Annotated in this window: 13 protein-coding genes; 11 read left to right on the top strand and 2 right to left on the bottom strand. The window is 50.9% G+C overall.

Annotated elements, in window-relative coordinates:
* Window positions 1-60 precede the first annotated feature (60 nt).
* The 11 genes from M6D81_RS17470 to M6D81_RS17420 all read left to right on the top strand — a co-directional run bounded on the left by M6D81_RS17470 (window position 61) and on the right by M6D81_RS17420 (window position 15,502).
* On the top strand, window positions 61-1,047 hold the full coding sequence (locus M6D81_RS17470) for a 2-dehydro-3-deoxygalactonokinase (protein ID WP_262678204.1): 987 nt from the start codon (window positions 61-63) through the stop codon (window positions 1,045-1,047).
* Between the two features lie 183 nt (window positions 1,048-1,230).
* The gene (locus tag M6D81_RS17465; protein ID WP_262678203.1) at window positions 1,231-2,166 is read left to right on the top strand and encodes a dihydrodipicolinate synthase family protein; all 936 of its coding nucleotides are present in this window, start codon (window positions 1,231-1,233) and stop codon (window positions 2,164-2,166) included.
* A gap of 44 nt (window positions 2,167-2,210) precedes the next feature.
* Complete coding sequence (locus M6D81_RS17460; RefSeq protein WP_262678202.1) at window positions 2,211-3,035, top strand: SDR family NAD(P)-dependent oxidoreductase; 825 nt, start codon at window positions 2,211-2,213, stop codon at window positions 3,033-3,035.
* Between the two features lie 25 nt (window positions 3,036-3,060).
* A complete protein-coding gene (locus tag M6D81_RS17455; RefSeq protein ID WP_262678201.1) occupies window positions 3,061-4,248 on the top strand; it encodes a mandelate racemase/muconate lactonizing enzyme family protein in 1,188 nt (395 codons plus the stop codon).
* Window positions 4,249-4,273: 25 nt separating this feature from the next.
* The gene (locus M6D81_RS17450) at window positions 4,274-5,398 is read left to right on the top strand and encodes a helix-turn-helix domain-containing protein (RefSeq protein WP_262678200.1); all 1,125 of its coding nucleotides are present in this window, start codon (window positions 4,274-4,276) and stop codon (window positions 5,396-5,398) included.
* Between the two features lie 14 nt (window positions 5,399-5,412).
* On the top strand, window positions 5,413-7,212 hold the full coding sequence (locus tag M6D81_RS17445) for a cache domain-containing sensor histidine kinase (RefSeq protein ID WP_262678199.1): 1,800 nt from the start codon (window positions 5,413-5,415) through the stop codon (window positions 7,210-7,212).
* Between the two features lie 176 nt (window positions 7,213-7,388).
* Window positions 7,389-8,312 carry an ABC transporter permease gene (locus M6D81_RS17440; RefSeq protein ID WP_262678198.1) on the top strand — a complete coding sequence of 308 codons (924 nt, stop codon included), beginning with the start codon at window positions 7,389-7,391 and terminating at the stop codon, window positions 8,310-8,312.
* A 12-nt stretch (window positions 8,313-8,324) separates the two neighbouring features.
* Window positions 8,325-9,203, top strand: coding sequence for a carbohydrate ABC transporter permease (locus M6D81_RS17435; RefSeq protein WP_262678197.1), 879 nt, complete (start codon window positions 8,325-8,327; stop codon window positions 9,201-9,203).
* A gap of 51 nt (window positions 9,204-9,254) precedes the next feature.
* The gene (locus M6D81_RS17430; RefSeq protein ID WP_262678196.1) at window positions 9,255-10,814 is read left to right on the top strand and encodes an extracellular solute-binding protein; all 1,560 of its coding nucleotides are present in this window, start codon (window positions 9,255-9,257) and stop codon (window positions 10,812-10,814) included.
* 112 nt (window positions 10,815-10,926) lie between these two features.
* A complete protein-coding gene (locus M6D81_RS17425) occupies window positions 10,927-14,067 on the top strand; it encodes an S-layer homology domain-containing protein (protein ID WP_262678195.1) in 3,141 nt (1,046 codons plus the stop codon).
* An 88-nt stretch (window positions 14,068-14,155) separates the two neighbouring features.
* Window positions 14,156-15,502, top strand: coding sequence for an aldose epimerase family protein (locus M6D81_RS17420; RefSeq protein ID WP_262678194.1), 1,347 nt, complete (start codon window positions 14,156-14,158; stop codon window positions 15,500-15,502).
* Between the two features lie 53 nt (window positions 15,503-15,555).
* On the opposite strand, the gene M6D81_RS17415 is transcribed toward M6D81_RS17420, so the two are convergent.
* Window positions 15,556-16,626, bottom strand: a complete 1,071-nt coding sequence (locus tag M6D81_RS17415) for an alpha/beta fold hydrolase (RefSeq protein WP_262678193.1) — start codon at window positions 16,624-16,626, stop codon at window positions 15,556-15,558.
* A gap of 183 nt (window positions 16,627-16,809) precedes the next feature.
* Window positions 16,810-17,970: a MerR family transcriptional regulator gene (locus M6D81_RS17410; RefSeq protein ID WP_262678192.1), complete on the bottom strand. Its 1,161-nt coding sequence runs from the start codon at window positions 17,968-17,970 to the stop codon at window positions 16,810-16,812.
* Window positions 17,971-17,973: the final 3 nt, after the last annotated feature.

The following is a 17,973-nucleotide window of genomic DNA, read 5'->3' as shown; positions in this document are numbered from 1 at the left end:
GGCAGACGGGTTCTATAATGAATAAGGGAAGAATGACTAATCATTTCAGGAGTGTGATTCATGAAGCTGCTAGTGATTGACTCCGGCACAACGAATAGCAGGGTGCGTCTCATGGACGGAGACCGGATCGCAGCTTCGGTCTGCCGAAGTGTCGGGTCCAGGGACGTTGCCATTGCCGGTCATACGGAAGTGCTGGAGCGAGCATTGAGGGAGGCTATCTCGGAGATTTTGAGTAGCAACTCGATCAGTCTGGAGGATATTGAAGCCATTGTTGCGTCGGGTATGATCACGTCGAATATGGGGCTAATGGACATTCCGCATCTCCCGGCCCCGGCCACTGCCGCTCAAGTGTCCGCCGGAATCGTCGAGCGTATTTTTCCCGCTGTCGCGCCCAAGCCGATTCATTTTATTCCGGGCGTAAAGACGGGATTCATAGGCGAAGCGGAGCTGAGCCGTAAGGATATGATGCGCGGCGAGGAAGCGGAAGTTTTCGGTTTCATGGCCCATTCGGGAGATGCGGCGCAGGAGCCGCTAGTATTCATGCACTATGGCTCCCATCACAAAGCTATTTTGCTGGAGGGTGGAGAGATCAAGCGCTGCTCGACATCCGTCACCGGCGAGCTGATGATGGCCATCTTGCAGAGCACGATTTTGAAAAGCAGCCTGCCATCACCTGCGGAGATGCGACCCGATCTGAAGCAGGTCCGCACAGGGCTAGCTATTGCCGAGGCGGCGGGCTTTGGGCGGGCGATATTCAGCTCCCGTGTACTGAACGTTATGGAGCGGCGTGACCGGCAAGAAGCGGCGGGGATATTTTTAGGTGCATTATTATCACTGGATCTGGCTATGCTGAACGATCTGTTGACCCCGGATATTAGAAAGCTCGTGTTATACGGCAAAGCTTTATTTCCGTCTATTTTCAAACCGATCGTGCAGGAACGGCATCCGCATCTGGAGATTACGGTTGTACCGGAAGAGCAGTCCGATACGCTCAGCGCTCAAGGAGCCGTTAGCCTGTACCGTCATTATAAGAGCGGAATTCGCTGAGAGAGCGGAATTCGCTGAGAGAGCGGCATTGCCGATATAAGCACGATAGCGCGGGTTCTGTGCTGGATGCAACGATGGCTCGTGAAGCTGTTGCCGCCGGCGCAGCATTTTTAGTTTCACCGATTATCTGATGAAGCTGCCGACCGTTATAAAACATGCAAAACATAAAGGAGAGCGGAGAACATGTCGAACTCAACGATTAAGCTGGAAGGGGTTTACCCGATTGTCGCCACTCCATTTACCGAAAAGGGGGAGGTAGATGAGTCAAGTCTGCGCGAACTGATCCGCTTTCAGTTGGAAGCCGGAGTGAACGGTCTTGCCTTATTCGGCAATGCCAGCGAAATGTATACCTTGTTGGATCGCGAGCGGGAACAAATAGCGGAAATTGTATCCGATGAAGTGAAAGGGCGCGTTCCCCTCGTCTTCGGCAGCGGACACACCGGTCTGGAGGGAGCCGTTCAATTGAGCAAGTGGGCTCAGAAGGCCGGGGCGGACGCTCTGATGGTGCTGCCCCCTTATATGGTCAAGCCGGACGGTAAACGGATGACGGAATATTTCGAAGCCATCGCCCGAGCAGTAGACATTCCGATTATGCTGCAAGACGCACCGATTGCGAGCGGTGTGGCAATTCCTGTGGCAACGATGATCAAGCTGGCCGAGGAATGCGACAATATCACCTATGTGAAGGTAGAGGCTCCTCCGACAACGGTGAAAATATCGGAGGTTCTTGAGCGTTCCGAGGGCCGCCTTACTGTTTTCGGCGGGCTGAACGGGATGTACTATTATGAGGAGCTTTGCCGGGGAGCAGTTGGCATTATGCCGGCTTGCGAATTTCCCGACCTGTGCGTGGAAATATTCCGGTTGTTCCAATCGGGAGAACGGGCAGCGGCGAGAGCGCTGTTTTACCGGGTGCTGCCCTTTATTCGGATTGGAACCATTGCCGGTTATGCGATGGGAGTTCATAAGGAGGTGCTTAAAGCGGGCGGAGTCATTCAATCCGCTTATGTGCGCAATCCCAATGCCCCGATCGATGATACGCTGCGAAGTGAAGTGTTCGAGACATTGACCGATTTGGACCCGCTCGTATTACGGTGGCGGCAACGGTCGAAGGCGCGATAGAAGCCTATCGCCGGAACCTCAATTAATGAAGGGAGGCATGGACGATGCTGCTTGCTAACAGGAAAGCGCTAATTACGGGAGCGGCTGGGCAGCTTGGCGCGGCCATTGCGGAGCGGTTCGCGGCGGAGGGCTGTGCTGTGCGACTGGCCGATATTCATGTGGCAAAGGCAGAAGCTGCGGCTCTGCGGCTGCGGCAGATGGGTGCTGATGCTGCAGCCGTCACCATGGATGTGACGGATGAAGAGGCGGTACAGCGGGTATTCAGTGAATTGGACAGTCTCGATATATTGGTCAATAATGCCGGGGTGACCAGAATAAACAAAATTGGTGACAGCACACTCGAACAATGGAATGAGCTGCTGCATATCAATCTGACTTCCGTCTTCTTGTGTACCAAATACGCATGGCCGCTGCTGCAGCATGCAAAGGCACCTGCCATCGTGAATATGTCATCCACTAATGCCTTTCAGATGAACCCCGGCCTGCCCGCTTATTCGGCAGCCAAGAGCGGGATTATCGCTTTCACGCAGCAGACTGCTCTGGAAGGAGCTGCAGATCGGATTCGGGTGAACAGTATTTCTCCGGGCAAAACGCTGAGCGCGGAAATGCAGAGACAGCTGGCGGAGCAGACTGATTTTGTTATAGATTGTGACTGCTATCCGCTTGGAAGGCCAGGCTATCCGGAAGAGGTTGCTAACGCGACGCTGTTCCTGGCTTCCGATCTGGCTTCTTTCGTAAACGGCGTGAACCTGGTCGTCGATGGAGGCATGTCGCTGCAAGCGGTGGGGGGGCTGGTCCGGTCAGATCTGCGACGGCATTGGAAATCCGGCTCATACACCTTTGCCCCGGAAGCGACGAGTGACAACTGAAAACTACAATTCGGAGGGATTGCAAATGAAAGTTAGACGTATTGATGTTTACATTGTCAAGCTGCCACCTATAGCAGATGTGCCTGTAGAAGGTAAGCGATTTATTACCCCGGATTACTTTGTAAGGAGCGGCAATCGTCGTTCCTGCATCTATTCCATTAACGCCGAGACGGTATTCGTAAAAGTAACGACCGATGACGGCGTTGAAGGCTGGGGGGAGATATTGGCCCCAACGCATCCCGAGATCGTGGCGACCATCATAAAACACCATCTGGCACCGCTTGTTCTGGGGGAAAATCCAATGCAAAATCAATATTTATGGGATAAAATGCTTGACACCTTACGTGAAAGAGGATATACAGGAGGATATCTAATTGATGCGATGGCCGGTCTGGACATTGCATTATGGGATATTAAGGGAAAAGCATTGGGGCAACCCGTATATATGCTGCTTGGCGGGCGGTATCGCGATAAATTGAAGTGTTATTACACCGGTGTGCCCGGGAATGATCATGAAGAAAGAATGGAGAATGCCGCACGCCTCCGAGAAGAGGGGTTCAATGCACTCAAGGTGCACGCAGCCGACCAGGACATGAGCGCTTACATGGACCTGCTGCAAGCGTTGCGTTCGGCTTACGACGTGAACGAACTGGATCTGATGTTCGACGCTCACGGCAAATGCACGCATACGGAAGCCTATACAATTGGCAGATCATTAGGCGAGATCAACGCACTGTTCTTCGAGGCTCCGCTTACATTCGAGGATCGGGAAGGACACAGCAAGCTTGCGAGGGCGATCGATACTGCGGTCGCTGTAGGCGAGCCGCTACGCACGATATATGCCTTCAAGGACTGGATCGTATCCGGCGCGGCGGAAGTTGTTCAGCCCGATATGGGCAGGAACGGCATTACAGAGATGATGCGCATCGCTCATCTGGCGGAGGCGCACCATGTAGCATTCACTCCCCATCTCAGCGTGCATCAGGGCATCGGCCATGCCGCATCTATCCATGTATCGGCGGCGATTCCCAACTTTCTAATTTACGAATACCAGCCGAATGCCCTGAAGGCAAGCTCCCCGTATCTGCATACATCCTTCTGTCTGGAGCAGGGGCAGCTTACTGTGCCGAATGCGCCGGGGCTCGGAGTCGAGGTAGACGAGAAGGCGATGAATAAGGTTGTGACCGAATATTTTCAAGTAAAGAGCTCATAAAATTCAGCATCACGGGGGACGGAATATGAGGGAATCGGCATATCGGTTATTGATCGTGGACGACGACAAAGAGGTGCGGGAAGGCTTCGTTGACATCGTGGACTGGCAAAGCTGCGGCTTTCAAGTAGTGGCAGCATTAAAGGACGGCGCTGAAGGGATCAGTTATCTCGAGCAGCACCATGTAGATGTTGTACTGTCGGATATCCGAATGACGTTCCTCTCCGGATTGAGCCTGGCCAAGCATATCTACGAGCAGAACCTTCCTGTCCGGATCGTCCTGATTAGCGGGTACCAGGAGTTCGAGCTTGCCAAAGAAGCGCTTCGGTACAATGTGTACGATTACCTCTTGAAGCCAACCGATCTGGACGAATTGTACAGAGTATTCCATTCCTTGAAGGAACAATTGGATCAGGAGCGAGAGGAACGGGACCGCCAGCTTCAGCAGCAAGAACAGTTAGACCGCATGTTCCAGCACCTGATCGGAATGAGCATCGATCCGGGGACAAGCCCTTGCGCCCGGGTCCTCATATCCTGGTCATCCGAATCGCCGGTGGATGAAGTACGGAAGGCTATGCTTCACAGCTTGCCGGAAGACTCGTCCGACATCGTTATGCTGCCGCACGGCCAGCCCGGCAAGCCTTTGCATATGCTGGCTGTGTCCGTATCAGGCGATCCGGTGGGGTTCGACAGTCGCCTGAACGGCTTGCTGGAGCGTTCGGCCGCCCGGGTCCTCTCTCTGTCCGGGTTGAGACTGGAATGGAAGGTTGAAGCTGTGTATCCGGCATTGAATCAATGGCTGGACGAGCACCGGACCAAAGACAATCCAACAGAGCGGAAAGTAATCACCCAGGCCAAGCAGTACATTAGGGAGAAGCTAAAGCAAGATATTACGCTGGGCGAAGTGGCGGAACAGGTCTACTTGAATCCCGTCTACTTGAGCCGGTTGTTCAAGCTGGAAACCGGCCGCAGCTTCTCCGATTATGTAACCGGAGTTCGAATGGAACTGGCCGCCGAACTGTTGCGCGATACCAATCTGAAAATATACGAGGTTTGCGAACAGACGGGTTATAAGGATGTACGTCATTTCTACAAGCTATTCAAGAAACATACGGGCTATCTCCCGAGCGAATACAGGGAACGGCAGATGTGATGGGGGGAAGAAGCTTGGACGGGAAAGCGACCTTATGGACGTACATCAAAAACTATAAATTCAACAGTATTTTCATCAAGAACTTCCTGGTCGTGCTTTTTTTGCTTATGGTGCCTTTAGCTTGTGTGCATTATCTGGTCTATCAGTATAACGACTCGGCGATGAGGAGAGAAGTCAGCCGTTCCAGCTTAAGCGAGCTGACCCGTATCCGCGATACAGTTGATATTATTATTAACGAAGCGGAGAGTCTCAGCATCCGTCTGGGAACCGTATCGGATGTTGATCTGTTCTTAAGGAGCGAGCGACTGGACTATCCGCTGGATTATTCGACTATTGAACGAATTCGCCGCATTCAGGACTTGCTGCGCATTTCCATACTGACGAATCCATATGTTTCTTCCATTCAGCTCTATTTTGCGAAGACGGATTATCTCGTGAGCGAGACCAATGCAGGAAGTCTGGACAAGTACAGATATGAGTGGTGGTATCATGACTACTTGGCCACGAAAGATACGCACAAGTTCTGGATTCGCACGATCGATTCGCCGCAAGACGAAGAACCCGAGGTTGTCTTGTTCCGGCTGCTTCCGGTAAGCGGGGCGAATCAGGAAGGTCTAATGACCGTAAGTGTCGGAGCCAAGCAGTTGGAACCCCTCATGAAGGGAATGACGCCAGAGCAGGAGATTTACATCGTCGATCGGCAGGGACAAATTGTATTCACCCATGACCCGACGCGCATCCATCAGTCAATCGGGAACTATCACCCTGAATGGGATGCGGATCGCTTCGACCGGACGTTCTCGCATGTTACCCGGAACAGAGACGGCAGATCGACGGTTGTCTCTGCGGTTCCTTCACGGGGAAGAGACTGGACATTCCTATCCGCCATTCCGCTGGAGCGTTACGAATCCAGCCAGAACCGGCTTCGTTCCTTCATCGCGCTCCTAATCGTTACGGGAGTCGTTACCAGTCTCATTATCGCTTTCCTTATTTCTGTGAAAACCTATCGACCGATTCACAGCATTCTGTCACTGCTGGCGAACAACTTGCCTGCCCAGCGAGATAATGAGAAAAACACAGCAGGAGCCTTGAACGAACTAAAGTATATCGCTGCTGCAATCGTGCAATCCAGCGAGCAGAAAAAAGAGATGGAGCAGGAGCTGGAAAGGCGCTACGAACTGATGAGCAAGGCGCAGTCCATTGCGCTGCAAGCGCAAATTAATCCTCATATGCTCTACAATACGCTGGAAGCAGTCAACTGGAAAGTCATGCGGCTGACGGGAGGGAAAAATGAAGCCTCGTCCATGATCCATGCACTGTCAAGATTGCTGCGTCTCAGCCTGTCCACAGGCAACAATGTCATTCCTCTTCGCACGGAAATCGAACATGCCAGACTGTATGTAGAGGTCCAGCAAATGCATTATAAAGACGAGTTGGAAGTCATCTGGAAAATCAATGAGTCCATCTTTGACTACCTGACCGTCAGGCTAACTCTCCAACCCATTATTGAGAATGCTATCTACCACGGAATTAAACCTTCAGGAAGGCCAGGTGTCATTACGATTACCGGCTACGAAGATACCCGGTCAGTCATACTGCGGATCAAGGATAACGGGGTAGGAATTGGCTTTCTGCAGGCGGAGCGGATTAATCAAAGCTTTGGGTCCGATCAGATCAAGGAAGCCGATCACATCGGTCTGATGAATGTCAATCGCAGGATCGGATTGATCTTCGGCAAAGGCTGCGGGTTAAAAATATCCGGCAAGGAAGGAGAAGGAACCATCGTAGAACTGAGATTACCGAAGCAGATCTGACTGCAGGAAGTAAATGAGCCCCTACAAAAAGTAAATGCAGTCACACTGAGTCGTTTTTTGACGAAATAAAACGTTTTCATATCCCCACTATTTCTAGATTGTGCCTGATTTCTACGCCTTCTCTGCTCCTATATACTTACTGTAGTGGCACAGCACAAAACGAAAGGAGCAGACAGGTGGCACAATCGATCAAAAAAGAACCCCTGATCACCCATCTCATTCGAAACAAATGGCTGTATATGTTTTTAGTCCCCGGATTTGTATATTTGATTGTTTTCAAGTACATCCCGATACTCGGAATTGTTATCGCTTTCAAGGAATTGAATCTTGTACGCGGCATATGGGGAAGCGACTGGATTGGATTAACCAACTTCCAGCAGCTATTCGCATCCGAACACTTCTTCAGGGTGCTTCGCAATTCACTTCTGCTGAGCTTCTACCAGATCATATGGGGGTTCCCGGCACCGATCCTGCTGGCCATTATGCTGAACGAAGTGCGTCAGATGGCATTTAAGCGTATAGCCCAGACTGTCATGTATCTGCCCCATTTCATCTCATGGGTCGTCTTATCCGGGATTATCATCAACTTCTTGTCCCCCTCATCCGGTCTGGTCAATCATCTGATCGGCTCGTTGGGATATGAACCGATCAAATTTCTGACATTGCCGGAGTATTTCCGAACGATAGTAGTTAGCGCGGAGATCTGGAAGGAGGTCGGCTGGGGAACAATTATTTACCTTGCAGCTATGACAGGGATCGATCCGACCTTGTATGAAGCGGCAACGATAGACGGGGCAACCCGGTTGCAGCGAATCCGCTATGTGACACTCCCGGGTATTGCGGTGACCATCGTCATTTTATTGCTGCTGAAGTTAGGCAATGTGCTCGACAATGGGTTTGAGCAAGTGTATCTGCTATATAACCCTCTAACCTATGAGACAGCCGATGTATTTGAGACGTACACGTATCGGATCGGCTTATTGGACGGACGTATGTCCTATGCGACGGCAGTCGGCCTGTTTAAAAGTATCGTCGGATTTATTTTGATCATTTCAGCGAATTATGCTTCCCGCCAAGTTAGCGGCAAGTCGATATGGTAAGGGGGGCGCCAGATGAAACTTAAGAAGTTCAGTTTGTTTGACGGCGTGAATTACACACTCGTTGTGCTTATCGGTATTTTGATGCTGTATCCGTTTATCAATGTACTGGCCGTATCCGTCAGCTCTTACTCGGCTTATATTGAAAACCCTTTGCGCATATGGCCCAAGCATGTCAGCCTGGAAGCGTATGTAGAAATTTTGCGACATCCTGTGCTCTGGTCCAGCTATCGGAACACGATAATCGTGACCGCCTCAGGAGTGCTGTTCGGCATTCTGCTGTATATTTTGACAGCCTACTCGCTATCCAAGAGGCATTTGCGTGGACGAACCGTTTTCATGCTTGCCATCGTCTTCACCATGCTGTTCAACGGAGGGCTCATCCCCAACTACTTATTGATGCGTTCGCTTGGATTGCTCGACTCACTGGCGGCCCTGGTACTGCCAATGCTGATGTCCGGCTTTAATCTGATTCTGATGAAGACGTTTATGGAGAACATTCCCGAGGAGCTTGAAGAGGCAGCGAGAATCGATGGCGCTTCGGACCCGTACATTCTGTTCCGCATCGTAGTACCGTTGTCTATGCCTATCATCGCAACACTTTGCTTGTTTACTGCCGTGGCTTATTGGAATAACTTCTTCAATGCGATCGTGTATATCCGAACGGTGGAGAAGTGGCCTCTGATGCTATTCCTGCGCGAGGTGATCGAGGGGGCGAAGCTTGCCTCCATATCGGGAGGGGATAACGCAGCGGAATCGGGCGGCCAGCAATTGACCCCCGTTACTCTGCAATACGCCACATTGATGCTGGTGACGCTTCCAATCTTGTGCGTTTACCCGTTCCTGCAGAAGTATTTTGTCAAAGGCATCATGCTAGGGTCAGTCAAAGGATAATGGAGGCAAAGCCTTTATTATAAATACACATAAACTGAGGGGAGTATCCGCATGAAACACAATTACAAACGTATGTTCATCGGCGGCATGGTTTTGTCGATGCTTCTGGTATCCGCTTGTTCCTCCAATGGCTCGTCGAATAACGACAAATCGTCCGGAGCGTCCACAAGTCCGGAGGGCGGCCAGCCCGCTGCACAAGAGAAGGCCAAGATCTCGATTATGGCCAACTTCTCAACGGCGAATGTCGCACCGGCTGACCAGGCCATATTCGACCAATTGGAACAGGACCTCAATGTGGAATTGAATTGGGTCATCCCGCCATCAACCGGGTATAAGGAGCAACTGCAGTTGTCACTCGTTTCCGGCGATTATCCGGATCTCATCTTCTTCCCTTCGGAATCTGACGAGTCCTTTATCAACGCCGTTAACGACGGTGTGCTCATTCCGATCAACCCTTATCTGGATAATCTGCCCAATGTGAAGAAGTATACGTATGACATTTCCTGGAAGGCGCTGGAGACCAAGCGCGATGGCAATTATTATGCCGTTCCCCGCACTTCCGTGGCACGCAATGACGGCTTTATTGTCCGCGAGGACTGGCTGAACAACATCGGGTTCGAGATGCCGGCCAACCATGAAGTAACCGTCGATCAATTTACTGACATTCTGCGCCAGTTCACCTTTAATGACCCGGACAAAAATGGCAAGAACGACACCTATGGTTATGCCGCATATCTGAATACGGCAAAGATGATCGATCCCCTCTTGTCCAATCAGTTCGGCGATCTCGGCTGGCAGAAGGCCAATGCAGGGCCGTACCAATATATCACGCCAATGTACGATCAAAACTCCGACACGTACAAGAAGGTGCTGGCCTACACACAGCAGTTGTTTAAAGAGGGGCTGGTAGACCCTGATTCGGCAGTGATTGACCGCAATGCATCGGTTGATCGATTCAAGCTGGGTATATCGGGTGTCCGCACCGAATTTGCCGGCAATGCGTATACCGCTGAGCTGACAGGAAAAGAAAATGACCCAAATACGGAAATTACTTATTTATTTGTCCAAAACGAGCAAGGCGATCTGAAAGGCGCCGCTTACGGAACCGCTACCTTCGGGGTATGGGGCGTAACGGAAAAGGCCAAAAACCCCGAGCGCACACTTCAAGTGCTCGACTGGCTGCTGTCAGACAAAGGATGGGATCTGGTGAAGTATGGCGTGGAAGGCGTGGAATATACGATGGTGGACGGAAACCGCCAGTACAATCCCGATGTCACCGCCCCATGGCGCAGAGCGATCGTCAGAAGAGCCAACGACGGCGACTTCTTCATCGATACCAAACTTCCGAACGATATCAGATCCGGTCTGAAGACGTTCGTCGATAAAGCAATTGATACTGTGGAGTTCTCACTTGATCAAGGGTTTATCCCCCCGGCGGCGAAGCAACCCTCCTTCATGGATTTCAAGCTGATATGGGACGAGACGATCACGAAGATTATGGTTGGCGACCTGCCGGTCGATGCGTTCGACAACCTGCTTACCCAATGGTACGAGAAAGGCGGCAAAGCCTACGTCGAGCAAATGAATGAGTATATCTCCAGCACGCAATAACGTTCGGATTGAACCGAGTTTCATCGAGCCGTATGTCCCGTGGGCATGCGGCTTGCGCTACAAGTCATTTATTGTCGTGCAGCTTGATTAATGATCCGTGAGGAGGATAATTATGCGCTTGATGAACGTTCTGAACAGAGGACTGATCGCAACCGGTTTGGCTGCACTTCTAATTGGAAGCGCTATCGGAACCCCGATAAATTCTGCGCTCGCCCAAGAGGCGGCGGAGGAGACGGTAGCCATCAACCAGACTTTCGACTATCAGGCTCCCGGAGTCATCTCCGGGTTGCCCTTTCCCAATGACGAAAGCAGCTATGGCGGCACTTCCACGCTATGGCAGCTCAACCGGACCAACAGTATCTTTGTATCTGCTGCAGATGCAATGAACCCGACGAATTATTTGAAATTCCAGGACGGAGTTACGCTGTCCACTTCTCCAACCGTACCAAATGACGGAAGATTGTTATTCGAAGCAAAGGTGAAGACAGCGGGAGCCGAAAAAGCTGCCGATGTGGAGATCGTCAGGTTCGTGCTGGACGATACACAAACGCCAATTCCCAAGAAGTTGTGGTGGCTCTCCTTATATTCGGACTCGGTGAGATGGGGAGGCGGCTCTGACGGCGCTTACGGTACAAAGCTGACTAGCGAGCTCCAGCCGGATACTTGGTATTACCTCAGAATAGAATCGACCCTTAACAATTTAAAGAATGACATCTACTGGGGGACTGACCCGGAAGCACTTGAGTTGATCGGGCAAAGGGATGTATTCGACAAGGCAGGGGCGACTTACAACAATCCGACCGCTCCTCGCCTGCGGCTGATTGCTGCCGATCCCGTATCCTTGGACGACATCAAGCTTACAGCGCTACCGCCACTCGACGAGGCACCTCCGGAGGAGCCTCCGGTGGACCTTGAGAACGGCGTAATTGATGTGGATACGATACCTGGCTTCTCGGTTACCGGAGCCTGGCAGTGGAGCGGCGCTGTCAAGGGACCGATCCAGAATGCACCGGGCACCATATGGACGATTGACCCGAATGCCACAGCCACCTATAACCCCTATATTTATAGCCAGGGCAAAGTCCGAATCTCCATCTACAAGCTGTTCTGGGACGATAACAAAAACGACCCGAATGTCAGGTACGACATCCATCATGAAGGTACGATTGATACGGTATATGTCGATCTCACCGATGGTCAGATCGGGTGGTATGGACTCGGCACTTATGATTTCTCCGGCCAACCTGGAGAATTCGTAAAGCTTCTCAAAGAAACACCGGCCGGAAGTGAAGTGAATACCCGGGCCAGCGCGGTACGCTTCGAAATTCTGAACAGCGCGACCGACTATACCACAGTGTGGCAAACGCTGTATGTGAACGCCGATACTGTAACGGACGACCATGTTACGAATCCTGTCACTGCATTCGAGGATATAGACGGCCATTGGGCCGAGAACGATATTGTCAGCCTGTCGAATAAGGGATTGATAAGCGGCGTATCCCCAACTCTGTTCGCGCCGGATCAGACCACTACCCGAGGTGATTTCATCGTCTCCTTGGCACAGGCGCTCGGTCTCGAAGATAATGATGCAGGCAACTCGTTCAATGATGTCCCTGCAGGCAGTGAGTTGGCAGATGCGGCAGGTGCGGCCCAGGCAGTTGGACTGCTGCAGAATCTCCCGATCAGTCAGGATCAACTTCAGCCGGCTTCGCCTATAACCAGAGAAGAGATGGCGCTGATGCTGGAGCATAGTGTCCGGTATGTGAGCAAAAATCTGGAGTGGTACGATGCCTCAGCGAACCCTTACGACAGCTTCACAGACCTCGCGTCGATTGCGCCATGGGCCCGGGATGCAGTGAAGCAGATCGTCGGATTCGGAATAATGTCAGGCACGGAAGCTCAAGCATTCCAGCCGCAAGGAACCTCTACCCGTGCCGAGATGACGGTGATGCTCAAGCGGCTGCTGCAAACGATTGTATGGTCAGGGCCGCATACGGGTGCGGAGTGGGAACTCGCCTTCCAAGATGAGTTCAACGGCAGTTCGCTGGATTGGGATGTCTGGGATTCGGCAAACGGTTATCCCTCGCACATTCTGTCCAGCCGATGGAAGGAAAATGCGGTTGTCGAGAATGGACTGCTTAAGCTTGTCACCAAGAAAGAGCAGCGGGGCGGGGCCGATTGGACAACGGCTCACGTCTGGGTGAAGCCTGAAGTGTTCGAACAGCAGTATGGCTATTGGGAAGCCAGATACCGCTATGCGGCTGTCCCGGGATTAAATCAGGCATTCTGGATGATTCATACGGCAAATCCCAAATTCGAGATAGATATTAACGAGGGTCATTATCCCAATGCGATCAACACGACTCTGCATTACGAAGCCAACGGCGCAGGTGCTACTACGTCCAAACGGACCTTGGCGGAGGAGGATCTCAGCAACGACTTCCATACGTACGGACTGGAGTGGACTGAGCAGGAGCTGATCTATTACTTTGATGGGATGGAAATTGCCCGCAAGCCGGTGTACAATGCCGCCGCTCCAGTCACTCCAATCTTGTCTACGGCTGTGCTGAACTGGGCGGGTATGATTACCGATGCTGCGCATGGCAAAAGTATGGATGTTGATTATGTGCGGGTCTACAGCAAGAAAGCCGGCACAGACCCCGGGCAAAGCAATGTGCCTGGCAAGCCCGTTCTGGCGGACAATAACGGCCAGGACAGCGGGCTCGCCGATGGTGATTACAACCTTACGATGCATATGTGGTGGGGGGTAAACGGAACAACCTACAAGCTGTATGAGAATGGCACGCTGATCGACACGCAAGCACTCACTGCCGATACCCCTGGCGCGCAACAAGCGACTACACGTGTCAGAGGCAGAAGCAACGGAACATATACGTATGTAGCCGAGCTGACGAATGCGGATGGAACAACGGTCAGTGATACGCATACCGTAACAGTGTCGGCTGCGGCTCCGGCCAAGCCCGTATTGTCTTCGGATAATTGGGACGGGGATGGAAGCTATACAATTGCAATGAACATGTGGTGGGGCACCAATGCAACCGAATATAGGCTGTATGAAAATGAGGTGCTAATCGATACGCAGGCACTAAATGCCCAAACACCTCATGCACAGTCGGCTATAACGTACATCATGGACAGGGGACCAGGTGTGTACGAATACCGGGCAGAACTGATCAATCGCGCAGGTGCAGTCTCCAGCGATACCCTTTCAGTTACGGTTCGCGAAGGATAGCTCAACATGGTCGGAGGGGCTGATTCCTTCAGAATCTTCGTCTGGGGAGCAGCCTCTCTACTGATGGGACAGAGGGGAGGGTACAAACATGGGACGATATTCGTTTATGACATTTGAACGCGAGGGTGAAACTCTTTACCGCTTGATTGACCGGGCTGCGAATGGCCTGGTCGAGATTACTGCGGCATGCGGAATGAATGTGATCCGATACAGTTGGCAAGGACAAGAGTTGATATTATCTCCCCCGTCGCTTGCGGCACTAAGGGAACATCCGACTCGATACGGCATACCTGTGCTCAGCTTTCCAGGATCAACCGAACAAGGAAAATTGGTCCATAGGGGGGTTACGTATACGTTGCCGCCGAATAGGGGCCCCCATCATCTCCATGGAGAGATAGGCAGACTTCCCTGGAAAGTGTTGAAAGTAGGTGCCGATGAAGAGCACGGAGCTTTCATCACGGCATGCTATGCTTATACGGACGACCCGGAGCGCTTTGCTTATTTTCCGCATGCGGTCCAATATACGATGACCTATCGCTTGAAGGAGGGCAGCTTATCGTTAGAGGTTCGCGCAGAAAATAAAGGTGAGCGTTATGCGCCGTTCGCACTTGGATTTCATCCCTACTTCCGGTTAACCGGGGGAAAGGAGCGCATTCACGTGCAAATTCCGGCATGGGCAGAGTGGGAGTACGACAATGCCGGGCATGCGCTGCATATACAGAGTGATCGCAAGACGGCAGAGCTGCTACGAAGAGGGGCTCGTTTAAATACTGTTGAGCCCCGTCTGTACGTTCTGGAATGCCGCAATCCGGAAACAGTGGACGAGGCCTGCTATTCCTTTCAAATTGTAGATGAAGCGGCATCGCTGCAAATGGAGTATGAGGTGGATTCCCAGTTCTCCAAGCTCGTTCTGTTCCTTCCGGAATGGAGCAATGCTATCTCGCTTGAACCGCACACTTGTGTGCCGAATGCATTCAATTTATCATTGTCTCCTTCCGAGACAGGTGCTCTGGAATTGGCTCCAGGGGAGATCAATCGGCTCAATTGGACAATCTCGGCCAGACGGACGCAACCATTACTGCCGCGTCATACATCCAAGCGGAGCAAGCCTGACCGGGCGGACATTGCCAAAGCTGTCGATTTCATTAATCGCCATATCACGGAACGATTATCGCTCCAGACGATTGCAAGACAGGCGAATCTGGTACCTTCTTATTTCAGCACTGTATTCAAGAAGGAGATGAAGGAGAGTCTTGTTGATTACATGAATCGCCGGAAAATTGAAACGGCTGTAGAGCTGATGAAGGTCAGCAGGTATTCCAATCAAGAATTATGCGACCGGGTAGGTATCGCGAATGAAGCTTACTTCTGTGCCCTGTTCAAACGGAAGATGGGAAGAACGCCGGGGCAATATCGCAAACTGATGCTGTTTTAAGCAAGCATTCTTCCCTGGAAGCAAGGTGAGGCGAGTTGCAGCGCTGCTCGTCTCTAGTTCCCCCTCCCCGTCACCTCTTCCATAATGCGAATAACCGTATCGTTGAATTTCTTGTTTTCTTCCAACTGAGGCAGATGCGCCGAGTTGTCAAATACAATCAACTCTTTGACAGGCGCCTCCAGCTGCTCGTAAAATTCCTCGACCAGCGGATAGACCGATGTATAATCATGCTTGCCGATAATAAAATAGGTCGGCACTTCCAGCCCCTTTACTTCCTCCATAAAATTGATGTTCATGATCTCCGGTATCATCAGCCTGCCGACATCCAACGTTCTTTTTTGAAAGTTCTGCTTCTCGCTTAGTCGGTATTCCGGTGACAGCAGAAGTGATGACGCAATGCCCTTCTCCGGTTTTGTTTGAATGACTCCTCCGAACTTGTCCACATATTTTCTGTAGCTCATCATATTGTCGGAGGTGTAAGTGAGCTCGATCTGTTCCAATTGCTTAATCGCCTCTTCGTCGTTCGCCTCTCTCGCCTTAGTCCATGCGAACTGATAGGACAGCTTCTCATTTTCCTTCATATTTACAACTTGTCCCACACTGATATAAGCCAAGTATTTCTCCGGATGGCTTTTGGCTGCAAGCGTCCCCAGCACCGTTCCCCATGAATGTCCGCTGATAAAAATTTGCGGCTGATTGAATTGTTCTCTCAAGTAATCCGTCACCTCGTCGGTATCCTTCAGCAGTTGCTCGATTGTGAACGATTCCTTCGGCACATCCTTGGAATAGGACGCTCCCGCTCCGCGCTGATCCCATCGCACTACGACGAACTTCTCTTCCAGCGCCTTCTGATACCCTCTCATAAATCCGACTTCCCCTTGTCCAGGCCCTCCATGCAGGAATAAGATAACGGGATTGTTCTTATTGTGCCCTCTTATAAGAAGCGTCTGGTCAATACCTCCTATTTCCACCTTTCGAAGCTCTGCAATGCTGTTCGGGACTACTTTGCCATCCATCTTAATTTGCGGCGTTCGGGAGGGGAGCAATGCCAATATACCGAATATGATCGTTATTGCTGCCAACACGGCGACTAGCACCTTCATTATTTTTTTCAGCTTTTTCATAGACGTATCTCCTGTTCGTTATTTTGTAAGTAGATTACGTTATGGGGTGCGCCCCCTGTCAATTGGATGAAAATAGTGCATTCCTATAGGGCATCCAACAAAATAGATAGCCTGATTCACTGAAAACCTATCCAAACCGTTTTTCTCCCCGCTGTAGGGCAACAAAAAAAGATAGGGCGCACCCTATCTTTTAAAAAATCCGGCATAAATTTGTACATTATTTTTTTCGCCTATTTTTGTTCCATCCTCTTCGAGTCTAGGCACCTGCTGCGAACTTCTCTCTTCAACAACCGTATAGTTTACACTTGCGATATGTTCTTCTATATCCGTTAAGTGCGGCGGGCAATCGGAGACGATATAACCGCCTAGCAAAGCGGAACGGTCTTTTGCATACTGATCTACTTCTTTCAATAACTGTGCATTTTGAGTTGCATCTCCGCCTACATCAATAAGAAAATCCGCTATATCCGGCTTTAACGGAAGATCCAGCGTATCCGCGCAGATAAGAATGACCATGGTGCTCGGCTCCAGTCCTTGCAGCACTTCTTTCAGCTCTTTTAGAAGCTGAATATTGTGATCAACGGCTATGTAGACGTTATGCTCGGATAAGGCTTCATACACATTTCTCAGGAAAATGCCATACCCGACGCCAAGCTCCAGTGCAACGGCATTTGCGTCAATTTCATTTCTGAACTTATTGCTTAACCAGCGAAAGCCCTTTGCCAGCTCATACTTAAACTCCGGGCTTGTGTTCTCAAAGAATTGTTCGATACTATCATCGAATGGATACTCCCCGTACTTGCTCTTGTCAGAAAATAAGATGCCGTCCTCTATACGGATTGACCGACCGCATTGGCAATCGAGGTTGCCCGACTGAATTTGCGTCTCCACAATTTGACATTTCTTCAACACTAACGGTTGATGGCAATCAGGACAGGCCAACAGACTAAGTGCATTCACATTGACACCGTGATGGCCGGTGCCGGAGCTTTCCGTCGATGATATTTCTTCAATGCGATGTTGTAGTTTGCTTTCCATCTCTTTTAATTGCTCGATTTCCCGTTGAATTTGTTGGTGCTTCCGGATATATTGCGCCTTATAGTTTCTGTCTTTATCATAGTCGATAGAGGTGGATAGGCGCTTTTTATATAAGATGCCTCGTATTTCACTTAATGTGAAGCCATATTTCTTCAGTTCAACAATATCCTGAACATCCTCACTGCACTGGCTGTCAAAGTGATATTGCCCCCCTTTCTTGTCAGGAAGCAACAATCCCATCTCCATGTAATGACGAACGCTGTCGATGGTTAAGTGATGCGCTTGGGCAAATTTCCCTATTTTCATGAA

Source organism: Paenibacillus sp. J5C2022 (assembly GCF_025567625.1).
Classification (GTDB): Bacteria; Bacillota; Bacilli; order Paenibacillales; family Paenibacillaceae; genus Pristimantibacillus.
The sequence above is the reverse complement of the archived record's forward strand: the minus strand, read 5'-3'. Positions and strand labels throughout refer to the sequence as shown.

Bases quoted from the DNA above. Each gene is read 5' to 3' on its own strand.
- M6D81_RS17470 (WP_262678204.1), top strand. From the start codon at position 61: ATGAAGCTGCTAGTGATTGACTCCGGCACAACGAATAGCAGGGTGCGT.
- M6D81_RS17465 (WP_262678203.1), top strand. From the start codon at position 1,231: ATGTCGAACTCAACGATTAAGCTGGAAGGGGTTTACCCGATTGTCGCC.
- M6D81_RS17460 (WP_262678202.1), top strand. From the start codon at position 2,211: ATGCTGCTTGCTAACAGGAAAGCGCTAATTACGGGAGCGGCTGGGCAG.
- M6D81_RS17455 (WP_262678201.1), top strand. From the start codon at position 3,061: ATGAAAGTTAGACGTATTGATGTTTACATTGTCAAGCTGCCACCTATA.
- M6D81_RS17450 (WP_262678200.1), top strand. From the start codon at position 4,274: ATGAGGGAATCGGCATATCGGTTATTGATCGTGGACGACGACAAAGAG.
- M6D81_RS17435 (WP_262678197.1), top strand. From the start codon at position 8,325: ATGAAACTTAAGAAGTTCAGTTTGTTTGACGGCGTGAATTACACACTC.
- M6D81_RS17430 (WP_262678196.1), top strand. From the start codon at position 9,255: ATGAAACACAATTACAAACGTATGTTCATCGGCGGCATGGTTTTGTCG.
- M6D81_RS17425 (WP_262678195.1), top strand. From the start codon at position 10,927: ATGCGCTTGATGAACGTTCTGAACAGAGGACTGATCGCAACCGGTTTG.
- M6D81_RS17420 (WP_262678194.1), top strand. From the start codon at position 14,156: ATGGGACGATATTCGTTTATGACATTTGAACGCGAGGGTGAAACTCTT.
- M6D81_RS17415 (WP_262678193.1), bottom strand. From the start codon at position 16,626: ATGAAAAAGCTGAAAAAAATAATGAAGGTGCTAGTCGCCGTGTTGGCA.
- M6D81_RS17410 (WP_262678192.1), bottom strand. From the start codon at position 17,970: ATGAAAATAGGGAAATTTGCCCAAGCGCATCACTTAACCATCGACAGC.